Source organism: Caballeronia sp. Sq4a, assembly GCF_023170545.1.
Taxonomy (GTDB): domain Bacteria; phylum Pseudomonadota; class Gammaproteobacteria; order Burkholderiales; family Burkholderiaceae; genus Caballeronia.
This window is the reverse complement of sequence record NZ_CP084250.1, coordinates 1,935,403-1,955,645: the sequence shown is the minus strand read 5'-3', so window position 1 is coordinate 1,955,645 and position 20,243 is coordinate 1,935,403. Positions and strand designations below refer to the sequence as shown.

Below are 20,243 nucleotides of genomic sequence, written 5' to 3'. Positions count from 1 at the left end.
CCGGGCGTGCGAACGTCGTTCAGGCAAATGATGCACGGCGGATGTTGCCGTCCGTACATCGACTGTGCGCTTCGCGTCTTAACCGCGAGCACGTCTTTTCGGCTTGGGCGCGCATTGTAAGCACATCGCGCGCATTTTTGCGATGAACTGGCGGCTGGCGCGTCCCGCCGCGCGTGCTCCTGTCCGGGAGCTTCTCGCGCGGCAGCGTCGATATAAGCATGGGATGCGCCAGCATCCCGTTCGGCGTGCCTCGTAAAGGCAGAGAGCGAGTCGCCGCCCGTGCATCGCCGCGGCACGTGCTCCAATGTAGAACAACCTTAATAAACAGGGGTTTGTTAAATGTTTCCCCGGTGTAACAAGGTAAATAAGTTGAAATGGCTCCCTGTCGCCGGTGTAAAAGGCTCCATAATGCGCTCCGGGTTTTCACTTAGACTTTTTGACAGCTTTCTGTAGGAAGTCGTCAACCGCCCGAGCCCGAGCGCGTTTATTGCTGGGCGCGGCGGTTTTTGAGATATGGCTCCGAAGTTGCTTGTGGCAACGCCCGCGTGGAGCCGGTGATTAGCGACCCGCTTTTGCATTCGAGCACCAGCCGCTTCCGAGGCCGACGCGCCGCGAAAAGCTCTCGCCCGAGCCGAGCGATTCGCTCCCGATGTCAAACGTGACAGCAGTACCTTGCCTGACCTTTTATTAGGAGTTTCACAATCATGCGAATCGCTCAAATCGCGCCCCTCCACGAGGCTGTTCCGCCTAAGCTCTACGGCGGCACGGAACGCGTGGTGTCTTATCTGACCGAGGCTCTTGTCGAGGCTGGACACGACGTCACGCTCTTCGCGAGCGGTGATTCGCAGACGTCGGCGAAGCTCGAAGCCTTCTGGCCGCAAGCGCTGCGCCTCGACCCGACCATCCGCGACACGATGGCGCCGCACATGCTGCTGCTCGAAGAAGTCCGCCGCCGCGCCGACGAGTTCGACGTGCTGCACTTCCATATCGACTATTACCCGTTCTCGCTGTTCGCGCGCCAGCCGGTGCCGTTCCTGACGACGATGCACGGCCGTCTCGATCTGCCGGAACTCCAGCCGATCTTCAATACGTTCAATGACGTGCCGGTGGTGTCGATTTCCGACAACCAGCGCCAGCCGCTGCCGCAAGCCAACTGGCTCTCGACCGTGTACCACGGCCTGCCGGAAAACCTGCTGAAGCCGATTCCGAACGTGAAGCCCGGCTATCTGGCGTTCCTCGGCCGCATTTCGCCGGAGAAGCGCGTGGACCGCGCCATCCGCATCGCGCAGGCCGCGGGCATGAAAATCAAGATCGCGGCGAAGCTGGACAAGGCCGACCGCGCTTATTACGAAGAAGAGATCAAGCCGCTCTTCGCGCTGCCGCACGTCGAGTACATCGGCGAGATCAGCGAGGCCGAGAAGACCGAATTCCTCGGCAACGCGCATGCGCTGCTGTTCCCGATCGACTGGCCGGAGCCCTTCGGCCTCGTGATGATCGAGGCGATGGCCTGCGGCACGCCGGTGATCGCGTTCAATCGCGGCTCGGTGCCGGAAGTGATCGAGAACGGCGTGTCGGGCTTCGTCGTGGAAGACGAACTCTCGGCGATCGCCGCGGTTAAGCGCCTCGACTCGCTGTCGCGCGCGAAGGTCCGCGAGACGTTCGAGACGCGCTTCTCGTCGAAGGTGATGGCGGCGCGCTACGTGCAGAACTACGAGGAACTGCTGCGCCAGAAGCGCCGCACCGTTCTGCGCGAAGTGAACGCCTGATAGCTGCGAACTGTCCGTGGCCGCAGCGATGCGGCTCGGAGAACGCCCCGCCCGCCGAAAGGTGCGCGGGGCGTTGTCGTAATGGCACAGTCGCGGCGTAATTGGAGCGCCGCGCCGCATGCGCGAGGCGAAACCGATGACGCCCTCCGTAATCTCCCTATAATGTCCGAGCTTTGCGCTGCGCAAGGCGCAGTGGCCGCCCGCTCGCACAGACAGCGGCGGCAGGCAACGTTCGTGGACAGGAGCGCACCCTTTGGCGAGAACCAAGCAAACCAGCGCGAGCCCGGCACCGGGCGCAGGGACGTTGTTCGCGCTGCGGGCCATCGGCGTGATCCTCGCGGCGCGATGGGCGCTCTCGATGTCGCAGATGGGCTATCTGTCCTCGGTGCGCGCGATGACTTCATCGCCATGGGCGTGCCTCAATCTCGTCTTGATTTTCCTTTTGATCGTGCTGCCGGGCGCGAAGCCGCGCATGGAGCGTCCGCTGCATCCGTTGCCGCAGTGGCTTCGGCAGGCGCTGAGGCTGCTCGCGCTGCTGACGTTCGGCTTCGCGATTTTCTCGGTCGGCGCGTTCGTCTGGACGTCGGGCTGGCGGCGCTTCGTGCACACGCTCGCTGAAACGAACGGCTGGCTGGCGGTCGCGCCGGCGCTCTATGCGGTGGTGATGTGGATTTGCCGGCCCCGCGCGCTGTGGCGCACGAACATCGCGGCGCGGCGCTTCGCCATCGGCCGCTATGCCATTTCGCTCGATCCCGTCACGCGCACGGCGATGGTCTGGGCCGAAAGCCGCAAGCTCGGCCAGTACGACGCACGCGAATTGTCGGTGAAATGGCCGGTGCTGGCGGCATCGGCACAGCCGGCCGCAGCGCCCGTGGCATCGAATGGCATCGCGCGGCGAAGCTGGTTCTCGCGGCGTCCGAAAGTGGAACTGCAGTGGGATTCGCCCGCTGCGGCAGGTCACAATCGCACGACGATTTTTCGCGCGTCGCTTTCCACCGAGAGCGACCGCAGCGCCGCACGCGCGCTCGACGCCACGCTGAGTCAGGTCTGACTCGCATCGCATCGAGCCGGGCAAGTCTTTCTTGTCGATCGTGGGAGGAAAGGATGCTGATACGTTGGTTGCTCGCCGCGCTTCATCTGCTCGCCTTCGGCTTCGCGCTCGGTTCGGTGCTCGCGCGTGCGCGGGCATTGCGCCGGCTGGACGCGGCGGAATCGGTGCAAGCGAACGCATTGCGTCTGCGTGACGTGTTCCGGTCCGACGCGGTGTGGGGCATCGCGGCTGTCGTCCTGATCGTCACCGGCCTGACGCGCGCGTTCGGCAGCTTCGAGAAGGGCGGTGCGTACTATCTGCACGAGCCGCTTTTTCACCTGAAGATGACGGCGCTCGTGGTGATTCTGGTGATTGAAGTCTCGCCGATGCTCGCGCTGATCCGCTGGCGCGCGGCGCTGGCGCAGGGAGGGGCGATCGACTGGACGCGCGCGCGGCGCTTCGCGTGGATGAGCGATCTCGAGGCGGCGCTCGTCATCGTGATGGTGATTGCGGCGACCGGGATGGCGCGGGGTGTTTGGGCGAGGTGAAGTGCCGGGTTCGCGCGCGGAAAATGAAAAAGGCCCAAGTCGCTAGACTTGGGCCTTTTGGTCTTCGGTGTCTTGGCGTTACCAGCACCAGAATTCTGGTGGGTAGTACTGGGATCGAACCAGTGACCCCTGCCGTGTGAAGGCAGTGCTCTACCGCTGAGCTAACCACCCGAAGAGATTGAGATTATGTCAGGACTATCTCGTCTCGTAAAGCGATTCTTTAAGCAATTTCGAAAAATTATGCGGCGACCGCATCCGGCTCGGTCTGCGGCGCTTCTGTTCGCCACACGCTCGTGCCCTTTAGCGCCTTGTCGAGATCGTTGAGCACCGCTTCGTGCGCGGCGAGTTCTTCGCCGCTCGCGACGATCACCGGCAGATCGAGGTCGTCCAGCGCGATGCGCGGCGCAGCCGTCGTGCCTTCCGTTTCCGCGTCGCCCAGCATGTCGATGACGAGGCTCTCTTGGCCGCGCGTCATCGCCAAATAGACCTCGGCGAGCAATTCGGAGTCGAGCAGCGCGCCGTGCAGCGTGCGGTGCGCGTTGCTGATGCCGAAGCGGTCGCACAGCGCATCGAGCGAATTGCGCTTGCCGGGGAACATCTGCTTCGCGTGCGCGAGCGAGTCGATCACGCCGGCGCAGATCTCGGACACCTTCGGCAGCCCGAGCAGCGCGAATTCCATGTCGAGAAAGCCGATATCGAAGGGCGCATTGTGGATGATGAGCTCCGCGCCCGCGATGAAATCGCGCAGTTGTGCGGCGATCTCCGCGAACTTCGGCTTGTCGCTCAGGAATTCGGTGGTGAGACCGTGCACCGCCAGCGCGCCGGGGTCGCTGTCGCGTTCCGGGTTGACGTAGATGTGCAGGTTGTTGCCCGTCAGCCGGCGATTGATCAGCTCGACGCAGCCGATTTCGATGATCCTGTCGCCCGTGCGAGCGTTCAGGCCGGTGGTTTCGGTGTCCAGTATCAGTTGGCGCATGAGATTCGGTGTAGTGCTGCGTTCAGCTTTCGGCAAGCGATGTCACGCCGCGATTGGCGAGCGCATCGGCGCGTTCGTTCTCGGGATGGCCGGCGTGTCCTCTGACCCAGCGCCATTCGATCTCGTGTTGCGCGACGAGCGCGTCGAGGCGCTTCCACAAGTCGGCGTTTTTCACGGGCGTCTTGGCGGCCGTCATCCAGTTTTTTTTCTTCCAGCCGTGAATCCACTCGCTGATGCCTTTCTGCACGTATTGCGAGTCGGTGTGGATCACGGCGTGGCACGGCCGCTTCAACGCCTCGAGCGCGGCGATCACGGCCATCAACTCCATGCGGTTGTTCGTAGTCGCGGCTTCGCCGCCGAACAGTTCCTTCTCGAGGGCGCCGAAACGCAGAAGGGCGCCCCAGCCGCCCGGACCGGGATTGCCTTTGCAGGCGCCGTCAGTATAGATGTCGATTACTTTGGCCGATGCGGATTCGTCAGTCATCAATGCTCGTTGCGAGTGTGCGGGGCCGCGACCGGAGCGAGACCGGGCGCGAGCGCAGGTTTTTTCAGCTTGCGTGGACCGATGAGCCGCATGCCGCGCACGCGCTTCACCGCCGTGATCATGTACGCGGCGCCGAAAATGGGCCACCAGCGGTCGCCGGCGGGCTCCATGAATTCGTAACGCTGCAGCCATTTGTCCGTCAGCAGCGGCGGACGATAGCAGCCGAAGCGCCCGCGTTCAAGGTCGAAGCCGAGCAACTTGATCCAGTCCTTGATGCGCGTGAACGCGATCATGTCGTGCGCTTCCGGCACGAACGGGCGTCCCGCCACCTTGCCGAGCGATTGCCGCGCGCCCCACAAACTGAGCGAATTGAACCCCAGGATGATCAACTGGCCTTCGGGCACGAGCACGCGCTCGGCTTCGCGCAACAGTCGATGCGGGTCACGCGAGAATTCCAGCGTATGCGGCAGCACGAGCAAATCGACGCTCTGCGCTTCGAACGGCAAATCCAGGAATTCGCACCAGACCGTGCTCCGGCCTTCCGGCGCGCTCGCGCCTCGTGCGGACGTGCGCGGCAGCGTGTACGGCGCGCTGGCGCCGCTTTCGGCGTCGAGCACGAGCGCGCGCCCGGTCATGCGATTTTCTCGCAAGGCGTCCAGTTGCGGCATGCCGAGCTGAAGCGCGTGATAGCCGAAGATGTCGCAGACCACGCGGTCGAGCTGCCCCTGCTCCCACTCCAGCACGTAGCGTCCGGGCGCGGAGTTCGTCCAGGCGGGCCAGTCTATAATCGCTCGGTCAGACATGTTCGGATGCCGCGTAGATGATCGCCATGGATTCGTTTGCTGAAGATTCGTCCAAACGCGCGCCCAGGCGCGAACTCGAGTACGTGCCGGTCCCGGCCTTCGAAGACAACTACATCTGGCTCGTGTCGGATTCGCGCGATGCCGTCGTGATCGACCCGGGCGACGCCGCACCCGTCGAGGCCTATCTCGCCGAACGCGGCTGGCGGCTGACCGCTATTTTACTCACGCACCATCATCGCGACCATGTCGGCGGTGTGAAAGCATTGCTCGATAGCCGATCGGACGAGGGCATTCCGGTGTACGGACCGGCCGGCGAGCGCATCGAGCATCTGACCGAGCGGCTTGCCGACGGCGACACGGTGCGCATCGCGCAGCCGGAACTCAGCTTTACCGTGATGGATGTGCCGGGCCATACGGCCGGCCATATCGCATACTTCCAGGAAGACGACGGCAACGGCACGCCGCATGTCTTCTGCGGCGACACGCTGTTCGCGAGCGGCTGCGGGCGTCTTTTCGAAGGCACGCCGCAGCAGATGCTCACCTCGCTCGACGCGCTTGCGGCGCTTCCCGACGCGACGCTCGTGCACTGCGCGCACGAATACACGCTGTCGAACATTCGCTTCGCGCGGGCCTGCGAGCCGGACAGCGCGACGCTCTCGCGCTGGAGCGACGAAGCGCAGGCGCTGCGCGCTGCCGGCAAGCCGACGCTGCCCACGAGCATCGGTCATGAAAAAGCGGTAAATCCGTTCTTGCGCGTCGATCAGCCAGCAATTCAAGCGGCGCTTGTCGCGCAGTTCAAGGAGCCGGTGGCCGACCGGACGGAGGCGTTCAGCATGCTGCGCGGATGGAAGGATAACTTCCGCTGATCGCAGGGAACTTAATCCAATACTTTAGGAACGGCGATAGATGCAAGATTTTGCAGGGGTTTTACGTGCATTCTTATTGACGTCCTAGGTTCGGTTCCGTACCATCGGCTCCAAATTTCCAAGCATATCTTTTGGAAGCCGAGACGTTCATGCGACTAACATTAAGTGCGCTATCCGTCCTGACGCTGGCCGCGTGCGCCAGCCAGGGGCCGACAGCGCCCGCCTCCGATCCTACTTCCGCCACTCCTACCGCCGCCTCGCAGCAACAAGTCGCCGACACGATTCGCCGCACCGCAGCCGCCAAGGAAACCATCAACGTCGACAAGACGCCTGTCACTTCGCTCGCCGGTTCCGCGGACTTGTGGAGCCGCATTCGCAATGGCTTCCAGATTCCGGACCTGCAAAGCGATCTCGTCGACATGCAGGTGAACTGGTACGCGCAGCGTCCGGATTACGTCGAGCGCATGACCACGCGCTCGCAGAAATACCTGTATCACATCGTCGAGGAACTGGAGCAGCGCCACATGCCGACGGAACTGGCGCTTCTGCCGTTCATCGAATCGGCGTACAACCCGCAGGCGCTGTCGGTCGCGAAGGCGGCCGGCATGTGGCAGTTCGTGCCGGGCACCGGCCGCGACTACAACCTCAAGCAGAACATGTGGCAGGACGAGCGCCGCGACGTGCTCGCGTCGACGAGCGCCGCGCTCGACTATCTCTCGCGTCTGCATGACATGTTCGGCGACTGGCACCTGGCGCTCGCCGCATACAACTGGGGCGAGGGCAATGTGCAGCGGGCCATTGCGCGCAACGAAGCGGCCGGCTTGCCGACCGACTACGAAAGCCTGCGCATGCCCAACGAGACGCGCAACTACGTGCCGAAGTTGCAGGCCGTCAAGAACATCGTGACGAATCCGCAGCAGTACGGTCTCGCGCTGCCGGACATTCCGAATCACCCGTACTTCGTCACGGTTACAACCGCGCGCGATATCGACGTGACCATGGCCGCGAAGCTCGCCGGCATGAGCGTCGAGGAATTCCGCTCGCTGAATCCGTCGTTCTCGAAGCCGGTCATTCTCGGCGCGACGAATCCGCAGATCCTGCTGCCGTTCGACAACGCCGCCACGTTCCAGCGTAATCTCGGTTCGTACACGGGCGCGTTGTCGTCGTGGACCACGTATACGGTGACGGAGCGGGCGCGGCCCGCAGCCATCGCTGAAAAGATTGGCGTCGACGCGGACACGCTCATGTCGGTCAATCGCATTCCGGCGGGCATGCGTCTGAAGCCGGGTTCGACCATCGTCGTGCCGCGTACGGACGATGACGACGAAGACATCAGCGCGGACGTCGCCGCGAACGCGATGCTCGCGGTCGAGCGCGACGTGCCCGACACGCGCAAGATGGCCATTCGCGTGCGCCGCAAGCAGTCCATCGCGACGCTGGCGGACCGATACAACGTATCAGTGGCGCAGGTGCGCGCCTGGAACCATACGCATCGCGATATGTTCATGCCGGGGCAAGTCGTTGTGCTGCACGTTCCGTACGGTCGCGCCGTGCCCGCCGAGCCGGGCCCGGTGCGCGTCGAGACGGTGGCGGCGTCGAGCCGTTCGTCGGGCGGCGTCAGCCGAATCGGCACGCATGTCACCGCGAAAACGCCGCACGGCAAGGCGCCGGGGCATACGCTCACGCGCGTGTCCGCTACGATCTCGCCGAAGACGGGCGCTTCCGCCAAGCCCGCTGCCTCGGCGAGGACGGAAAAGCATGCCGCCGCGCATTCGGGCGGTTCCAAGGCCAAGAAGAAATAAGGGCAGCGCGGCTCGCGCTTTCTGCTTATTCCACGCCGTCACCAAGGTGACGGCGTTTTCATTTGGCGGCGCAGTTAAACTGGCGTTTCAAAAGAACAACTGTCCAGCGCATGCCGTCCTCCGTTCGTCTCCGGGTGTTCTTCCTGTTCGCCGCCGGGTATTTCGTCTCGTACGTGTTTCGCGGCGTCAACCTCGGCTTCGCGCCGCTCATCACGCATGATCTCGGTCTGTCCGCCGCCGATCTCGGCTTGCTGACGTCGCTTTATTTCATCGGCTTCGCGATCGCGCAGATTCCGGTCGGCGTGCTGCTCGACCACTACGGGCCGCGCCGCGTCACCGCCGGCATGCTCCTGTTCGCGGCGGCGGGCATTTGGACGTTCGGTGCGTCCCACGGGCTGGGCGGATTGATGGTGGGGCGCTTGCTGATCGGCGTGGGCGTTTCCGTCTGTCTGAGCGCGGCGTTCAAGGCGTCCGCGCAGCATTTTCCGGTCGCGCGCCTGCCGCTCGTCAACGGTTTCACGATGGCGGTCGGCGGACTCGGCGGGGTGGTCGTCGGCTCGCCGCTCGCGTCGCTGTTGCAAACGACGACCTGGCGGCAGGTGTCGATCGGTCTCGGCGTGTTCACGCTCGCCGTCGCGGCAGCCATCGCGTTGTTCGCGCCTCGCAACGCGGACTCGCACCATCAGGCCGACGTCATCAGCCAGTTCAAGGGCACGTGGCACATCCTGAAAAGCGGCGCGTTCTGGAAGATCGCGTCGTTCTCCGTCGTCACGCAGGGCGTGTTCTACGCGATGCAATCGCTCTGGATTCGCCCCTATCTGCTCGACGTGATGAACCTGACGCCCGCGCACGCCGCCGCGCTCGTCTCGCTGCTCGGTTTCGCGATGATGCTCGGGTGCGTCGGCTTCGGCGCGGCGGCGCGCGGCATGGAGCGGCGCGGCGTGTCCGTCTACGCGTTCTGCGGCGTGGGAATGGCGCTCTACGTTCTCGTGCAGGTGCTGATGGTGCTGCGCGTGCCGCTGCCGCCCGCGACGCTGCTTGCCGCGTACGGCGTATTCGGCGGCACGGGCATTTTGAGCTACGCGGTAATGGCGGAGTACTTCCCATCGCACATGATCGGCCGGGCGACGACGACGCTCACGCTCGTGATCTTCCTGCTGATCTTCGGATTTCAGGTCGGCGTGGGCGCGGTGCTTTCGCGCTGGACGCCGGAAGGCGGTCACTATCCGGCAGCGGCGCATGTGACGGTGTGGAGCATTCTGATCGCGTTGCAATTGGCGAGCGCGGTCTGGTACGTGTTGCCCAGCCGCGTGCTGCACAAGGCCGAGCGGACTGCATCGTAGAGGTGTCGCGCTAAACCGGGGCGCGGCAAGCGGAGACTTCCGAAATTTGGCGAAACGTCTGATTTCACGCTATAATTCGAAGGTTTGAGCATATCAACCCGCACCCTAGCGCCTACCTCCCATACACCGTCGTTCGCTGCGCCTGGCAGCGCGCGCTGCACGCCGCAATCGTCCGCTCCGCAACCTCGTTCGCTTAGTGCGAGCAAGCTGGTCCGAGCCGCGATTCCCGGGTTTCCCGCGTGTCAGCCGCCGCCCTCGCGCAAGGATGCCCGCGCTCGCTTCATGCCGCGGCCCCACGCCTGAATTTCGGACAGACAGGTCGGTAACAGGGTGTTCCCCCAAGGAGCTTCCCGTGTTGCCGTCATTCTCCCCAGCACTTCTCGCACTTGCCGACGGCACGGTCTTTCGTGGTCAATCGATCGGCGCCGCAGGTTCGACGATCGGCGAAGTGGTGTTCAACACCGCGATTACCGGCTATCAGGAAATCCTGACCGATCCGAGCTACGCCCGCCAGATCGTCACCCTGACGTATCCGCATATCGGCAACGTCGGCGTCAACGCCGAGGACGTCGAAGCCAGCCGAGTCCATGCCGCCGGCCTCATCATCCGTGATCTGCCGGTGCTCGCTTCGAATTTCCGTTCCGAGCAAACCCTCTCCGACTATCTGAAGGCGCAAGGCATCCCCGCCATTGCGGGCATCGACACGCGCAAACTCACGCGCATTTTGCGCGACAAGGGCGCGCAGAACGGCTGCATTCTCGCCGGCAGCGACGACGAGGCGAAGGCTCTCGAACTCGCGCGTTCGTTCCCCGGACTCGCCGGCATGGACCTCGCGAAGGTCGTGTCGACGAAAGAGCGCTACGAGTGGACGCAGCGCGAATGGCGCCTCGGCAGCGGCTACGGCACGCAGGACGCGCCGACATTCCGCGTCGTCGCGTTCGACTACGGCGTCAAGTACAACATCCTCCGCATGCTGGCCGAGCGCGGCTGTCACGTGACCGTGCTTCCCGCCGAAGCGACCGCCGCCGACGCGCTGGCGCTCAACCCGGACGGCATCTTCCTGTCGAACGGCCCCGGCGACCCGGAACCGTGCGACTACGCGATCGCCGCCACTCGCGAATTCATCGAGCGCGGCATTCCCACGTTCGGCATCTGCCTCGGGCATCAGATCATGGGGCTCGCCGTCGGCGCCAAGACCACGAAGATGAAGACCGGCCACCACGGCGCGAATCATCCGGTGAAGGACATGGAAGACGGCCGCGTCGTGATCACGTCGCAGAACCACGGCTTCGCGGTCGATGCCGCGACGCTCCCCGCGAACGCCAAGGTCACGCACGTCTCGCTTTTCGACGGCACGCTGCAAGGCTTCGCGCTGACCGACAAGCCCGCGTTCTGCTTCCAGGGCCACCCGGAAGCGTCGCCCGGCCCGCACGACATCGCGTATCTGTTCGACCGCTTCATCAAGCTGATGGAGACGGCGAAGGTCGCCGCATAAAGAACACCACAGAGCACAGTTATGCCGAAGCGCACAGACATCAAGAGCATCCTCATCATCGGCGCGGGCCCGATCATCATCGGTCAGGCGTGCGAGTTCGACTATTCCGGCGCGCAGGCGTGCAAGGCGCTGCGCGAGGAAGGCTACAAGGTCATTCTCGTCAACAGCAATCCCGCGACGATCATGACCGATCCGAACACGGCGGACGTCACCTACATCGAGCCGATCTCGTGGGAAGTGGTCGAGCGCATAATCGCGAAGGAGCGCCCGGACGCGATCCTGCCGACCATGGGCGGGCAGACCGCGCTCAATTGCGCGCTCGACCTGTTCCATCACGGCGTGCTGGAGAAGTACAACGTCGAGCTGATCGGCGCGTCGCCGGAAGCCATCGACAAGGCGGAAGACCGCCAGAAGTTCAAGGACGCGATGACCAAGATCGGCCTCGGTTCGGCCAAGTCGGGCATCGCGCATTCGATGGAAGAGGCGCTCGCCGTGCAGGCGCAGATCGCCGAAGCGACCGGCAGCGGCGGTTATCCGACCGTGATCCGGCCGTCGTTCACGCTCGGCGGCTCGGGCGGCGGCATCGCGTACAACAAGGAAGAGTTCGAGGAAATCTGCCGTCGCGGTCTCGATCTTTCGCCGACGCGCGAGCTCTTGATCGAAGAATCGCTGCTCGGCTGGAAAGAGTACGAGATGGAAGTGGTCCGCGATAAAAAGGACAACTGCATCATCGTGTGCTCGATCGAAAACCTCGATCCGATGGGCGTGCATACGGGCGATTCCATCACCGTCGCGCCCGCGCAGACGCTCACCGACAAGGAGTATCAGGTGCTGCGTAACGCGTCGCTCGCGGTGCTGCGCGAGATCGGCGTGGACACGGGCGGCTCGAACGTGCAGTTCGCGATCAATCCGAAGGACGGCCGCATGGTCGTCATCGAGATGAATCCGCGTGTGTCGCGCTCATCCGCTTTGGCGTCGAAGGCGACGGGCTTCCCGATCGCGAAGGTCGCCGCGAAGCTCGCCTGCGGCTACACGCTGGACGAGCTCAAGAACGAAATCACCGGCGGACAGACGCCGGCATCGTTCGAGCCGACCATCGACTATGTCGTGACGAAGGTGCCGCGTTTCGCGTTCGAGAAATTCCGCGAGGCCGATTCGCGTCTCACGACGCAGATGAAGTCGGTCGGCGAAGTGATGGCCATTGGCCGCACGTTCCAGGAGTCGTTCCAGAAGGCGTTGCGCGGTCTGGAAGTCGGCGTCGACGGTCTCGACGAAAAGACGACGAGCCGCGATGAAGTGATCCGCGAGATCGGCGAGCCGGGCCCGGACCGCATCTGGTACCTCGGCGACGCGTTCCGTCTTGGCCTCACGCCCGAGGAAATTTTCGAGGAAACGTCGATCGATCCGTGGTTCCTCGCGCAGATCGAACAGATCGTGCTGAAGGAAAAGGCGCTGCAAGGCCGCACGCTCGAAAGCCTCACGCGCGACGAACTGCTGTATCTGAAAAAGAGCGGCTTCTCGGATCGGCGTCTCGCGAAGCTGACGGGCTCGACGCAAGCCGACGTGCGCAAGAAGCGCCATGAACTGAAAGTGCGTCCGGTGTACAAGCGCGTCGATACGTGCGCGGCCGAATTCGCGACGAAGACCGCCTATATGTACTCGACCTACGAGGACGAGTGCGAAGCGAACCCGACGGACAAGAAAAAGATCATGGTGCTCGGCGGCGGGCCGAACCGGATCGGGCAGGGCATCGAGTTCGACTACTGCTGCGTTCACGCCGCGCTCGCCATGCGCGAAGACGGCTATGAAACCATCATGGTCAACTGCAATCCTGAGACCGTGTCCACGGACTACGACACCTCCGACCGCCTTTACTTCGAATCGCTGACGCTCGAAGACGTGCTCGAAGTCGTCGATCTGGAAAAGCCGGTCGGCGTGATCGTGCAGTACGGCGGCCAGACGCCGCTCAAGCTCGCGCTGGACCTCGAGGCGAACGGCGTGCCGATCATCGGCACGTCGCCGGACATGATCGACGCCGCCGAAGACCGCGAACGCTTCCAGAAGCTGCTGAAGGATCTCGACTTGCGTCAGCCGCCAAACCGCACCGCGCGCACCGAAGACGAAGCGCTGAAGCTCGCCGAAGAGATCGGTTATCCGCTCGTCGTGCGTCCTTCGTACGTGCTGGGCGGCCGCGCGATGGAAATCGTGCACGAGCCGCGCGACCTCGAACGCTACATGCGCGAGGCCGTGAAGGTGTCGAACGATTCGCCGGTGCTGCTCGACCGCTTCCTGAACGACGCGATCGAATGCGACGTCGACTGCATCTCGGATGGCGAAGCGGTGTTCATCGGCGGCGTGATGGAGCACATCGAGCAGGCGGGCGTGCATTCGGGCGATTCAGCCTGTTCGCTGCCGCCGTATTCGCTGTCGGATGCGACCGTCGACGAGCTGAAGCGTCAAACCGCTGCGATGGCCAAGGCGCTGAACGTCGTCGGCCTGATGAACGTGCAATTCGCGATTCAACAGGTTCCGCAGGACGACGGCACGAAGAAGGACGTCATCTACGTGCTGGAAGTGAACCCGCGCGCATCGCGCACGGTGCCGTATGTGTCGAAGGCGACGAGCCTGCCGCTCGCGAAGATCGCCGCGCGCGCGATGGTCGGTCAGACGCTCGCGCAGCAGGGCGTGACGAAGGAAATCGTGCCGCCGTACTTCAGCGTGAAGGAAGCGGTGTTCCCGTTCGTCAAGTTCCCGACGGTCGATCCGGTTCTCGGACCGGAAATGCGTTCTACCGGCGAAGTGATGGGCGTGGGCCGCACGTTCGGCGAGGCGCTCTTCAAGTCGCAACTCGCGGCCGGTTCGCGCTTGCCGGAATCGGGCACGGTGCTCTTGACGGTGATGGACGCGGACAAGCCGAAGGCCGTGGAAGTGGCGAGCATGCTGCACGAGCTCGGCTATCCGATCGTCGCGACCAAGGGCACGGCTGCGGCCATCGCGGCGGCGGGCGTGCCGGTGAAGGTCGTGAACAAGGTGAAGGACGGCCGGCCGCATATCGTCGACATGATCAAGAACGGCGAGATTGCGCTCGTCTTCACGACGGTCGATGAAACCCGCGCGGCCATTGCCGATTCGCGATCCATCCGCATGAGCGCGCAGGCCAACAAGGTCACGTACTACACGACGATGTCGGGCGCGCGTGCCGCCGTGGAAGGCCTGCGTTATCTGCGCGATTTGGAAGTCTATGATTTACAAGGCTTGCATGCTCGCCTAAACTAAGGCTTCGACGACTGGTCTAAGTAACACGAGCCGCGGTTGAGCGGTATCTCCTCATACGGAGATGCGCTAACCGCGGTAATTTTTTTACGGCTGTTTTTTGCTTTGGGTTGTCTATGAGCACGATTCCCTTGACCAAGCGCGGCGCGGAGTTGCTGCGCGACGAATTGCAACGCCTGAAGGCTGTCGAGCGTCCGGCGGTCATCAACGCGATCGCGGAAGCGCGCGCGCAGGGCGATCTGTCTGAAAACGCAGAATACGATGCCGCGAAGGAGAAGCAGGGCTTCATCGAGGGCCGGATCGCCGAACTCGAATCGAAGCTGGCCGCGGCGCAAGTGATCGACCCGACGACCGTGGATGCCGACGGCCGCGTGGTGTTCGGCGCGACGGTCGAACTGGAAGACCTGGAATCCGGCGACACCGTGACGTACCAGATCGTCGGTGACGACGAAGCGGATATCGATCACGGCCTGATCTCGGTGAGCTCGCCGATTGCGCGCGCGCTCATTTCGAAGTCGGAAGGCGACGTCGCGTCGGTGCAGGCGCCGGGCGGCGCGCGCGAGTACGAAATCATCGCTGTCCGTTACGTCTGATGGCCATCGCGCACCGCGTTTTTCGCATCGTCAGCATGCTCTGGGTCGGCAGCCTGCTGACGCTCGGCCTCGTTGCCACGCCCGTCCTCTTTTCGATGCTGGACTCCGCCGTGGCCGGATCGGTGGCCGCGCAGTACTTCAGGATCGAGGCGTTCGTGGGCGTCGTCAGCGCGCTCGTTCTTATTCTGATCGGCAATCGCTTCGTGAAAAGCGGTATCGCGGACTATAAGCGCGTGCGGTGGATTGTCGCGGTCATGCTGGTGTGCGTGCTCGCCGGTTACTTCGCGTTGCAGCCGTTCATGAATTCGCTGCGCATGGCGGCGCAGGCAGCCGGCACCGATCTCGCCAGTTCGCCGTATGCGCGGCAGTTCGGCATTCTGCACGGCATATCGAGCGTCATCTATCTGATCGAATGTCTTTTCGGCATCGCGCTCGTGTGGCGCTTGCCGGGCAGTGCGCCTAGCGCCATCGTGCCGAAGAACAAGTCGGCGAAGATGGCGGCCAAGCGGGCGCGGAGCTAATCGCGCCGTGGCCGCATGCGGCGCGAACGCTCTCGCGCCGCGCTGCTTACTTCGCGGCCTGATGCTGGCGCTTCGAGCTCGTCTGACGCTTTTTCGCGCGCTTCACGTTGCCGCCCGCGGTCACGCGCTCGTTACCGAGCACTTTGAGCGTCTGCTTCTTCGGCTTTTTAAACGCAGGCGCATCGCGGGAGATTTTCACGGCCTTGACGATGCGCGGGGCGCGGCCCTTCGAAGGGCGCTCGACGGCTTCCGCCGCGCTCGGCGGCATGGTGCTGCGCGTGCGCGTGTTGCGGCTCTTGGCCGGCGCGGCGCCTTCCGGCCGCCAAATGACGAGCAGCTTGCCGATATGCTGGATAGGCGCTGCGTTCAGGCGGTCGCAGATTTCGTCGTAAATGGCGATGCGCGCTTCGCGGTCGTCGCCGAACACGCGAATCTTGATGAGCTGGTGCGCTTCGAGGTGTACGCCGATTTCATTCAGCACGGCATCCGTCAAACCCTCCGCGCCGACGAGCACGACGGGCTTGAGCGCATGGGCCTGGGAGCGCAGGTCGGAGCGTTGGGCAGGAGAGAGTTCGAGAGCTGGCATGAGAAATTGGGAAGTCGACTAAAATAGGGCGGCGCGGGCCTGACGGCGTGCCAAACGCGTAAAGCGAAGTGCGAAGAAGCCGGCAAGATGGCCGGGCTCGCCCGGTCGAGGTGGACCGCCGCCAAAAACAAAATAGGCCGGAGACGCGATTGCCGGGCGCATTCGAGCGCCCGCGGAAACGTTCCGGCCGACAAGACGCGTATTATCCGCTAAAAGCGCCGCACGTTGCTGCAAGATTTCGCGCACGCAATCCCGGGACCACGCATCGGCGCGGACTGCTCGCGCCACCGAAACACCTTCCACGCCGCACGAATGCGGCATGAGTTCAGCTTGAATGGCAAAGAATCGCTTCAATCATTCGTGGTTGCATGACCACATCAACGATCCGTACGTGAAGATGGCGCAGCGCGAGGGCTATCGGGCCCGCGCGGCGTACAAGCTCAAGGAGATCGACGAGCAGGACAAGCTCATCAAGCCGGGGCAGGTCATCGTCGATCTGGGTTCGACGCCCGGAAGCTGGAGCCAGTATGCGCGCAACAAGCTCGCGCAGGGTTCGAAGCGCGACGCGCAGCGCGAGGGCGGCATCGACGGCACGATCATCGCGCTCGATATCCTGCCGATGGAGCCGATCGCGGACGTGACGTTCATCCAGGGCGACTTCCGCGAAGACTCGGTGCTCGCGCAACTGGACGAAATCGTCGGTGAGCGGCAAGTCGACCTTGTAATCTCCGACATGGCCCCCAACCTCTCCGGAGTAGCGAGTGCGGATGCGGCGCGGATCGAGCATCTTTGCGACCTGGCGCTGGAATTCGCTCAAAACCATCTGAAACCGGAGGGTGCGCTGCTAGTCAAATGTTTTCATGGCAGCGGCTACAGCCAGATCGTCGAGAAGTTCAAGCACCAGTTCAAAGTCGTCGCGCCGCGCAAGCCCAAGGCGTCTCGGGATAAATCGTCCGAGACTTTCATCCTCGGGCGGCGGCTCAAAAATCCGGCTGCCGGACCCGCTTAAACGATGTCGGCGAATTTCAGCGATATTTTCGCGGATTATGCCGAAAAAAGACCATCTAACGCTATTTAGGCGGTAGTGAAACCTTATGGCAGGGGTTAGCGGTCTGGATTAGAATGCTTTGGTGGCGCCGCAAGGTTTATGTAGGCGCCCGTCTATGAGTGAGGAGTGGTGCTTTGAACAACAATATGTTCTCTAAAGCGGCAGTGTGGCTCGTGATCGCACTGGTGCTGTTTACGGTGTTCAAGCAGTTCGATAAGCCCCGCGTCCAGGAAGGCGTGTCGTATTCGCAGTTCATGGACGACGCGAAGAACGGCAAGGTCAAGAACGTCACGGTTCAGGGGCGCAATCTCACGGTCACTCCGACAGACGGCCAGAAGTACCAGATCGTGTCGCCCGGCGACATCTGGATGGTCGGCGATCTGATGAAATACGGCGTTCAGGTCAGCGGCAAGGCTGACGATGAACCGAATGCGCTCGTCTCCGCGCTGTACTACCTTGGGCCGACGATCCTGATCATCGGTTTCTGGTTCTACATGATGCGGCAGATGCAGGGAGGCGGCAAAGGCGGGGCGTTCTCGTTCGGCAAGTCGCGAGCGCGGCTGATCGACGAAAACAACAACGCGATCAACTTCACGGACGTGGCCGGCTGCGACGAAGCCAAGGAAGAAGTGTCGGAACTGGTCGACTTCCTGCGCGATCCGCAGAAGTTCCAGAAGCTCGGCGGGCGCATTCCGCGCGGCGTGCTGCTGGTCGGCCCTCCGGGTACCGGTAAGACGCTTCTGGCGCGCGCCATTGCAGGCGAAGCCAAGGTGCCGTTCTTCAGCATCTCGGGTTCGGACTTCGTGGAAATGTTCGTTGGCGTGGGCGCTGCTCGCGTGCGCGACATGTTCGAGCAAGCCAAGAAGCATGCGCCGTGTATCGTGTTCATCGACGAAATCGACGCGGTCGGTCGTCATCGCGGCGCCGGCATGGGCGGCGGCAACGACGAGCGCGAGCAGACGCTGAACCAGATGCTCGTCGAAATGGACGGCTTCGAGGCGAATTCGGGCGTCATCGTGATCGCCGCGACGAACCGCTCGGACGTGCTGGACAAGGCGCTGTTGCGTCCCGGCCGTTTCGACCGTCAGGTGTACGTCGGTCTGCCGGATATCCGCGGCCGCGAGCACATCATGAAGGTGCATCTGCGCAAGGTGCCGATTGCGAACGACGTCGACGCGTCGGTCATCGCGCGCGGCACGCCGGGCTTCTCGGGTGCGGATCTCGCGAACCTCGTGAACGAAGCCGCGCTCTTCGCGGCGCGTCGCGGCAAGCGGATCGTCGAAATGCAGGACTTCGAGGACGCGAAGGACAAGATCTTCATGGGTCCGGAGCGGAAGTCGGCGGTCATGCGCGAAGAGGAACGCCGCAATACGGCGTACCACGAGTCGGGCCACGCGGTGGTCGCCAAGCTGTTGCCGCATGCGGACCCGGTTCACAAGGTCACGATCATGCCGCGCGGCTGGGCGCTGGGCGTCACGTGGCAGTTGCCGGAGCATGATCGCGTGAACCTGTATCGCGACAAGATGCTGGAAGAAATTGCGATCCTGTTCGGCGGCCGCGCAGCGGAAGAAGTGTTCCTCAACTCGATGTCGACCGGTGCTTCGAACGACTTCGAGCGCGCAACGAAGATGGCGCGCGACATGGTCACGCGTTACGGCATGTCGGACGTGCTCGGCACGATGGTGTACGTCGACACGGAACCGGACGGCATGTTCGGCAAGCTCGCGTCGAAGACGGTTTCGGAAGCGACGCTGCAAAAAGTCGATGCGGAAATCCGCCGCATCCTCGACGAGCAGTACGCGCTTGCGCGCAAGCTGCTGGAAGACAACCGCGAGAAGGTCGAAGCCATGACCAAGGCGCTGCTCGAATGGGAAACCATCGACGCAGACCAGATCAGCGACATCATGGCCGGCCGTCCGCCGCGTCCGCCGAAGAACATGCCGCCGCCGTCGGGCGACTCGCCCTCGAGCGGCAATAGCGGCACCGAAGTGAAGCCGGGTAGCGCAACCGCGCCGGCCTAAGCTTCCCGAGTTGTATCATGGGCCGGCGTGCAATGCACGCCGGCCCATTTTTATTTTCAGGCCCGCGTTCTGCCGGTCGAACGCCCAGTCACTCGCTGTCGCCCATTCGCTTGACCACGCTCACTTCCTCCCCCGCACTCGCCGAGCCGCTGCAATGCGGCCGTTTCACGCTGACGTTCGAACGACCGCTGGTCATGGGCATCCTGAACGTCACGCCGGACTCCTTCTCCGATGGCGGCCGCTTCCTTTCCCGCGACGCGGCGCTGGCACGCGCCGAGCAAATGCTCGCAGACGGCGCGGACATGATCGACATCGGCGGCGAATCAACTCGCCCGGGCGCGCCGCCCGTGCCGCTCGACGAAGAACTCGAACGCGTGGTCCCGATCGTCGAAGCCTTGCGCGGCGTGCAGGTTCCGCTTTCGGTGGATACCTACAAGCCCGCCGTGATGCGCGCCGCGCTCGAGGCCGGCGCGGACATGATCAACGACATCTGGGGGCTGCGCCAGGACGGCGCACTCGATGCGGTGAAGGACAGCCACTGCGGACTGTGCGTGATGCACATGCTTGGCGAGCCCCGCACGATGCAACTGCACGAACCGGTCTATGAAGACGTGGTCGCCTCGGTGCGAGACTTCTTCACCGAGCGGCTTGCCGCGCTCACGGCGGCAGGCATTGCGGCGAATCGCATCACATTCGATCCCGGCTACGGCTTCGGCAAAACCGTCGGGCATAATTACACGCTACTTGCCGAACTCGCGGCAACGCTGCCAGTCGGCACGCATCGCGCGCTGCTGGCCGGCATGTCGCGCAAATCGATGCTCGGCGCCGTCACCGGTCGCAGCGCGGGCGAGCGCGTGTTCGCGAGCATTGCGGCGGCGGTGTGCGCTGCCGAACGCGGCGCGGCCATCATTCGTGTGCACGATGTGGCCGAGACCGTAGACGCATTGAAAGTTTGGCAAGCCACCAGGCAGGCGGCGCATCGCGCGCACGATTGACGCGCTGGCGTCGTAGCACTGCGGCGAAGGCGCTCGCGCTCGCAGCTTTCCAACGAACAACGCGGATCAAAACAGGCGCCGTAATCCGCGAGG

The 20,243-nt window shown here is 63.5% G+C and carries 17 protein-coding genes and 1 tRNA gene; 13 read left to right on the top strand and 5 right to left on the bottom strand.

What is annotated here, in order from left to right; genetic code table 11:
• Positions 1–704: 704 nt before the first annotated feature.
• The 3 genes from LDZ24_RS09280 (at position 705) to LDZ24_RS09270 (ending at position 3,344) form a co-directional block, all read left to right on the top strand.
• Positions 705–1,766 carry a glycosyltransferase family 4 protein gene (locus tag LDZ24_RS09280; protein ID WP_248320227.1) on the top strand — a complete coding sequence of 354 codons (1,062 nt, stop codon included), beginning with the start codon at positions 705–707 and terminating at the stop codon, positions 1,764–1,766.
• A gap of 253 nt (positions 1,767–2,019) precedes the next feature.
• Positions 2,020–2,817, top strand: a complete 798-nt coding sequence (locus tag LDZ24_RS09275; RefSeq protein WP_248320226.1) for a hypothetical protein — start codon at positions 2,020–2,022, stop codon at positions 2,815–2,817.
• 53 nt (positions 2,818–2,870) lie between these two features.
• Positions 2,871–3,344 (top strand): DUF2214 family protein, encoded by a 474-nt coding sequence (locus LDZ24_RS09270; protein ID WP_248320225.1) that lies wholly within the window; start codon positions 2,871–2,873, stop codon positions 3,342–3,344.
• A 96-nt stretch (positions 3,345–3,440) separates the two neighbouring features.
• Here the strand turns inward: LDZ24_RS09270 and LDZ24_RS09265 are convergent.
• From LDZ24_RS09265 to LDZ24_RS09250, 4 genes are all read right to left on the bottom strand, one after another.
• Positions 3,441–3,515: transfer RNA gene (locus tag LDZ24_RS09265), tRNA-Val, on the bottom strand.
• 67 nt (positions 3,516–3,582) lie between these two features.
• A complete protein-coding gene (gene dnaQ, locus LDZ24_RS09260; protein WP_248320224.1) occupies positions 3,583–4,320 on the bottom strand; it encodes a DNA polymerase III subunit epsilon in 738 nt (245 codons plus the stop codon).
• A 22-nt stretch (positions 4,321–4,342) separates the two neighbouring features.
• A complete protein-coding gene (rnhA, locus tag LDZ24_RS09255) occupies positions 4,343–4,804 on the bottom strand; it encodes a ribonuclease HI (protein WP_248320223.1) in 462 nt (153 codons plus the stop codon).
• Positions 4,804–5,607: a class I SAM-dependent methyltransferase gene (locus LDZ24_RS09250; RefSeq protein WP_248320222.1), complete on the bottom strand. Its 804-nt coding sequence runs from the start codon at positions 5,605–5,607 to the stop codon at positions 4,804–4,806. The genes rnhA and LDZ24_RS09250 overlap by 1 nt, the downstream gene beginning before the upstream one ends.
• 17 nt (positions 5,608–5,624) lie before the next feature.
• Here LDZ24_RS09250 and gloB point away from each other — a divergent pair, with 17 nt between their 5' ends.
• From gloB to LDZ24_RS09215, 7 genes are all read left to right on the top strand, one after another.
• Entirely contained in the window at positions 5,625–6,473 is an 849-nt protein-coding gene (gloB, locus tag LDZ24_RS09245; protein ID WP_248320221.1) for a hydroxyacylglutathione hydrolase, read from the top strand.
• A 149-nt stretch (positions 6,474–6,622) separates the two neighbouring features.
• Entirely contained in the window at positions 6,623–8,275 is a 1,653-nt protein-coding gene (locus tag LDZ24_RS09240) for a transglycosylase SLT domain-containing protein (protein ID WP_248320220.1), read from the top strand.
• A 110-nt stretch (positions 8,276–8,385) separates the two neighbouring features.
• Positions 8,386–9,618 carry an MFS transporter gene (locus tag LDZ24_RS09235; protein WP_248320219.1) on the top strand — a complete coding sequence of 411 codons (1,233 nt, stop codon included), beginning with the start codon at positions 8,386–8,388 and terminating at the stop codon, positions 9,616–9,618.
• Positions 9,619–9,970: 352 nt separating this feature from the next.
• On the top strand, positions 9,971–11,113 hold the full coding sequence (gene carA, locus LDZ24_RS09230) for a glutamine-hydrolyzing carbamoyl-phosphate synthase small subunit (protein WP_248320218.1): 1,143 nt from the start codon (positions 9,971–9,973) through the stop codon (positions 11,111–11,113).
• 21 nt (positions 11,114–11,134) lie between these two features.
• A complete protein-coding gene (carB, locus tag LDZ24_RS09225; protein WP_248320217.1) occupies positions 11,135–14,389 on the top strand; it encodes a carbamoyl-phosphate synthase large subunit in 3,255 nt (1,084 codons plus the stop codon).
• Between the two features lie 113 nt (positions 14,390–14,502).
• Positions 14,503–14,979 carry a transcription elongation factor GreA gene (gene greA / locus LDZ24_RS09220; RefSeq protein WP_175944399.1) on the top strand — a complete coding sequence of 159 codons (477 nt, stop codon included), beginning with the start codon at positions 14,503–14,505 and terminating at the stop codon, positions 14,977–14,979.
• Complete coding sequence (locus LDZ24_RS09215; RefSeq protein ID WP_371747341.1) at positions 14,979–15,500, top strand: DUF4149 domain-containing protein; 522 nt, start codon at positions 14,979–14,981, stop codon at positions 15,498–15,500. Before greA ends, LDZ24_RS09215 begins: the two co-directional genes overlap by 1 nt.
• A 46-nt stretch (positions 15,501–15,546) precedes the next feature.
• On the opposite strand, the gene LDZ24_RS09210 is transcribed toward LDZ24_RS09215, so the two are convergent.
• The gene (locus LDZ24_RS09210) at positions 15,547–16,086 is read right to left on the bottom strand and encodes a YhbY family RNA-binding protein (protein WP_206466696.1); all 540 of its coding nucleotides are present in this window, start codon (positions 16,084–16,086) and stop codon (positions 15,547–15,549) included.
• A 334-nt stretch (positions 16,087–16,420) separates the two neighbouring features.
• Here LDZ24_RS09210 and LDZ24_RS09205 point away from each other — a divergent pair, with 334 nt between their 5' ends.
• The 3 genes from LDZ24_RS09205 (at position 16,421) to folP (ending at position 20,150) form a co-directional block, all read left to right on the top strand.
• Positions 16,421–17,095 (top strand): RlmE family RNA methyltransferase, encoded by a 675-nt coding sequence (locus LDZ24_RS09205; RefSeq protein ID WP_175944395.1) that lies wholly within the window; start codon positions 16,421–16,423, stop codon positions 17,093–17,095.
• A 173-nt stretch (positions 17,096–17,268) separates the two neighbouring features.
• The gene (ftsH, locus tag LDZ24_RS09200; RefSeq protein ID WP_175944393.1) at positions 17,269–19,155 is read left to right on the top strand and encodes an ATP-dependent zinc metalloprotease FtsH; all 1,887 of its coding nucleotides are present in this window, start codon (positions 17,269–17,271) and stop codon (positions 19,153–19,155) included.
• 194 nt (positions 19,156–19,349) lie between these two features.
• Positions 19,350–20,150, top strand: coding sequence for a dihydropteroate synthase (folP, locus tag LDZ24_RS09195; protein ID WP_248322321.1), 801 nt, complete (start codon positions 19,350–19,352; stop codon positions 20,148–20,150).
• The last annotated feature ends 93 nt before the right edge of the window (positions 20,151–20,243 follow it).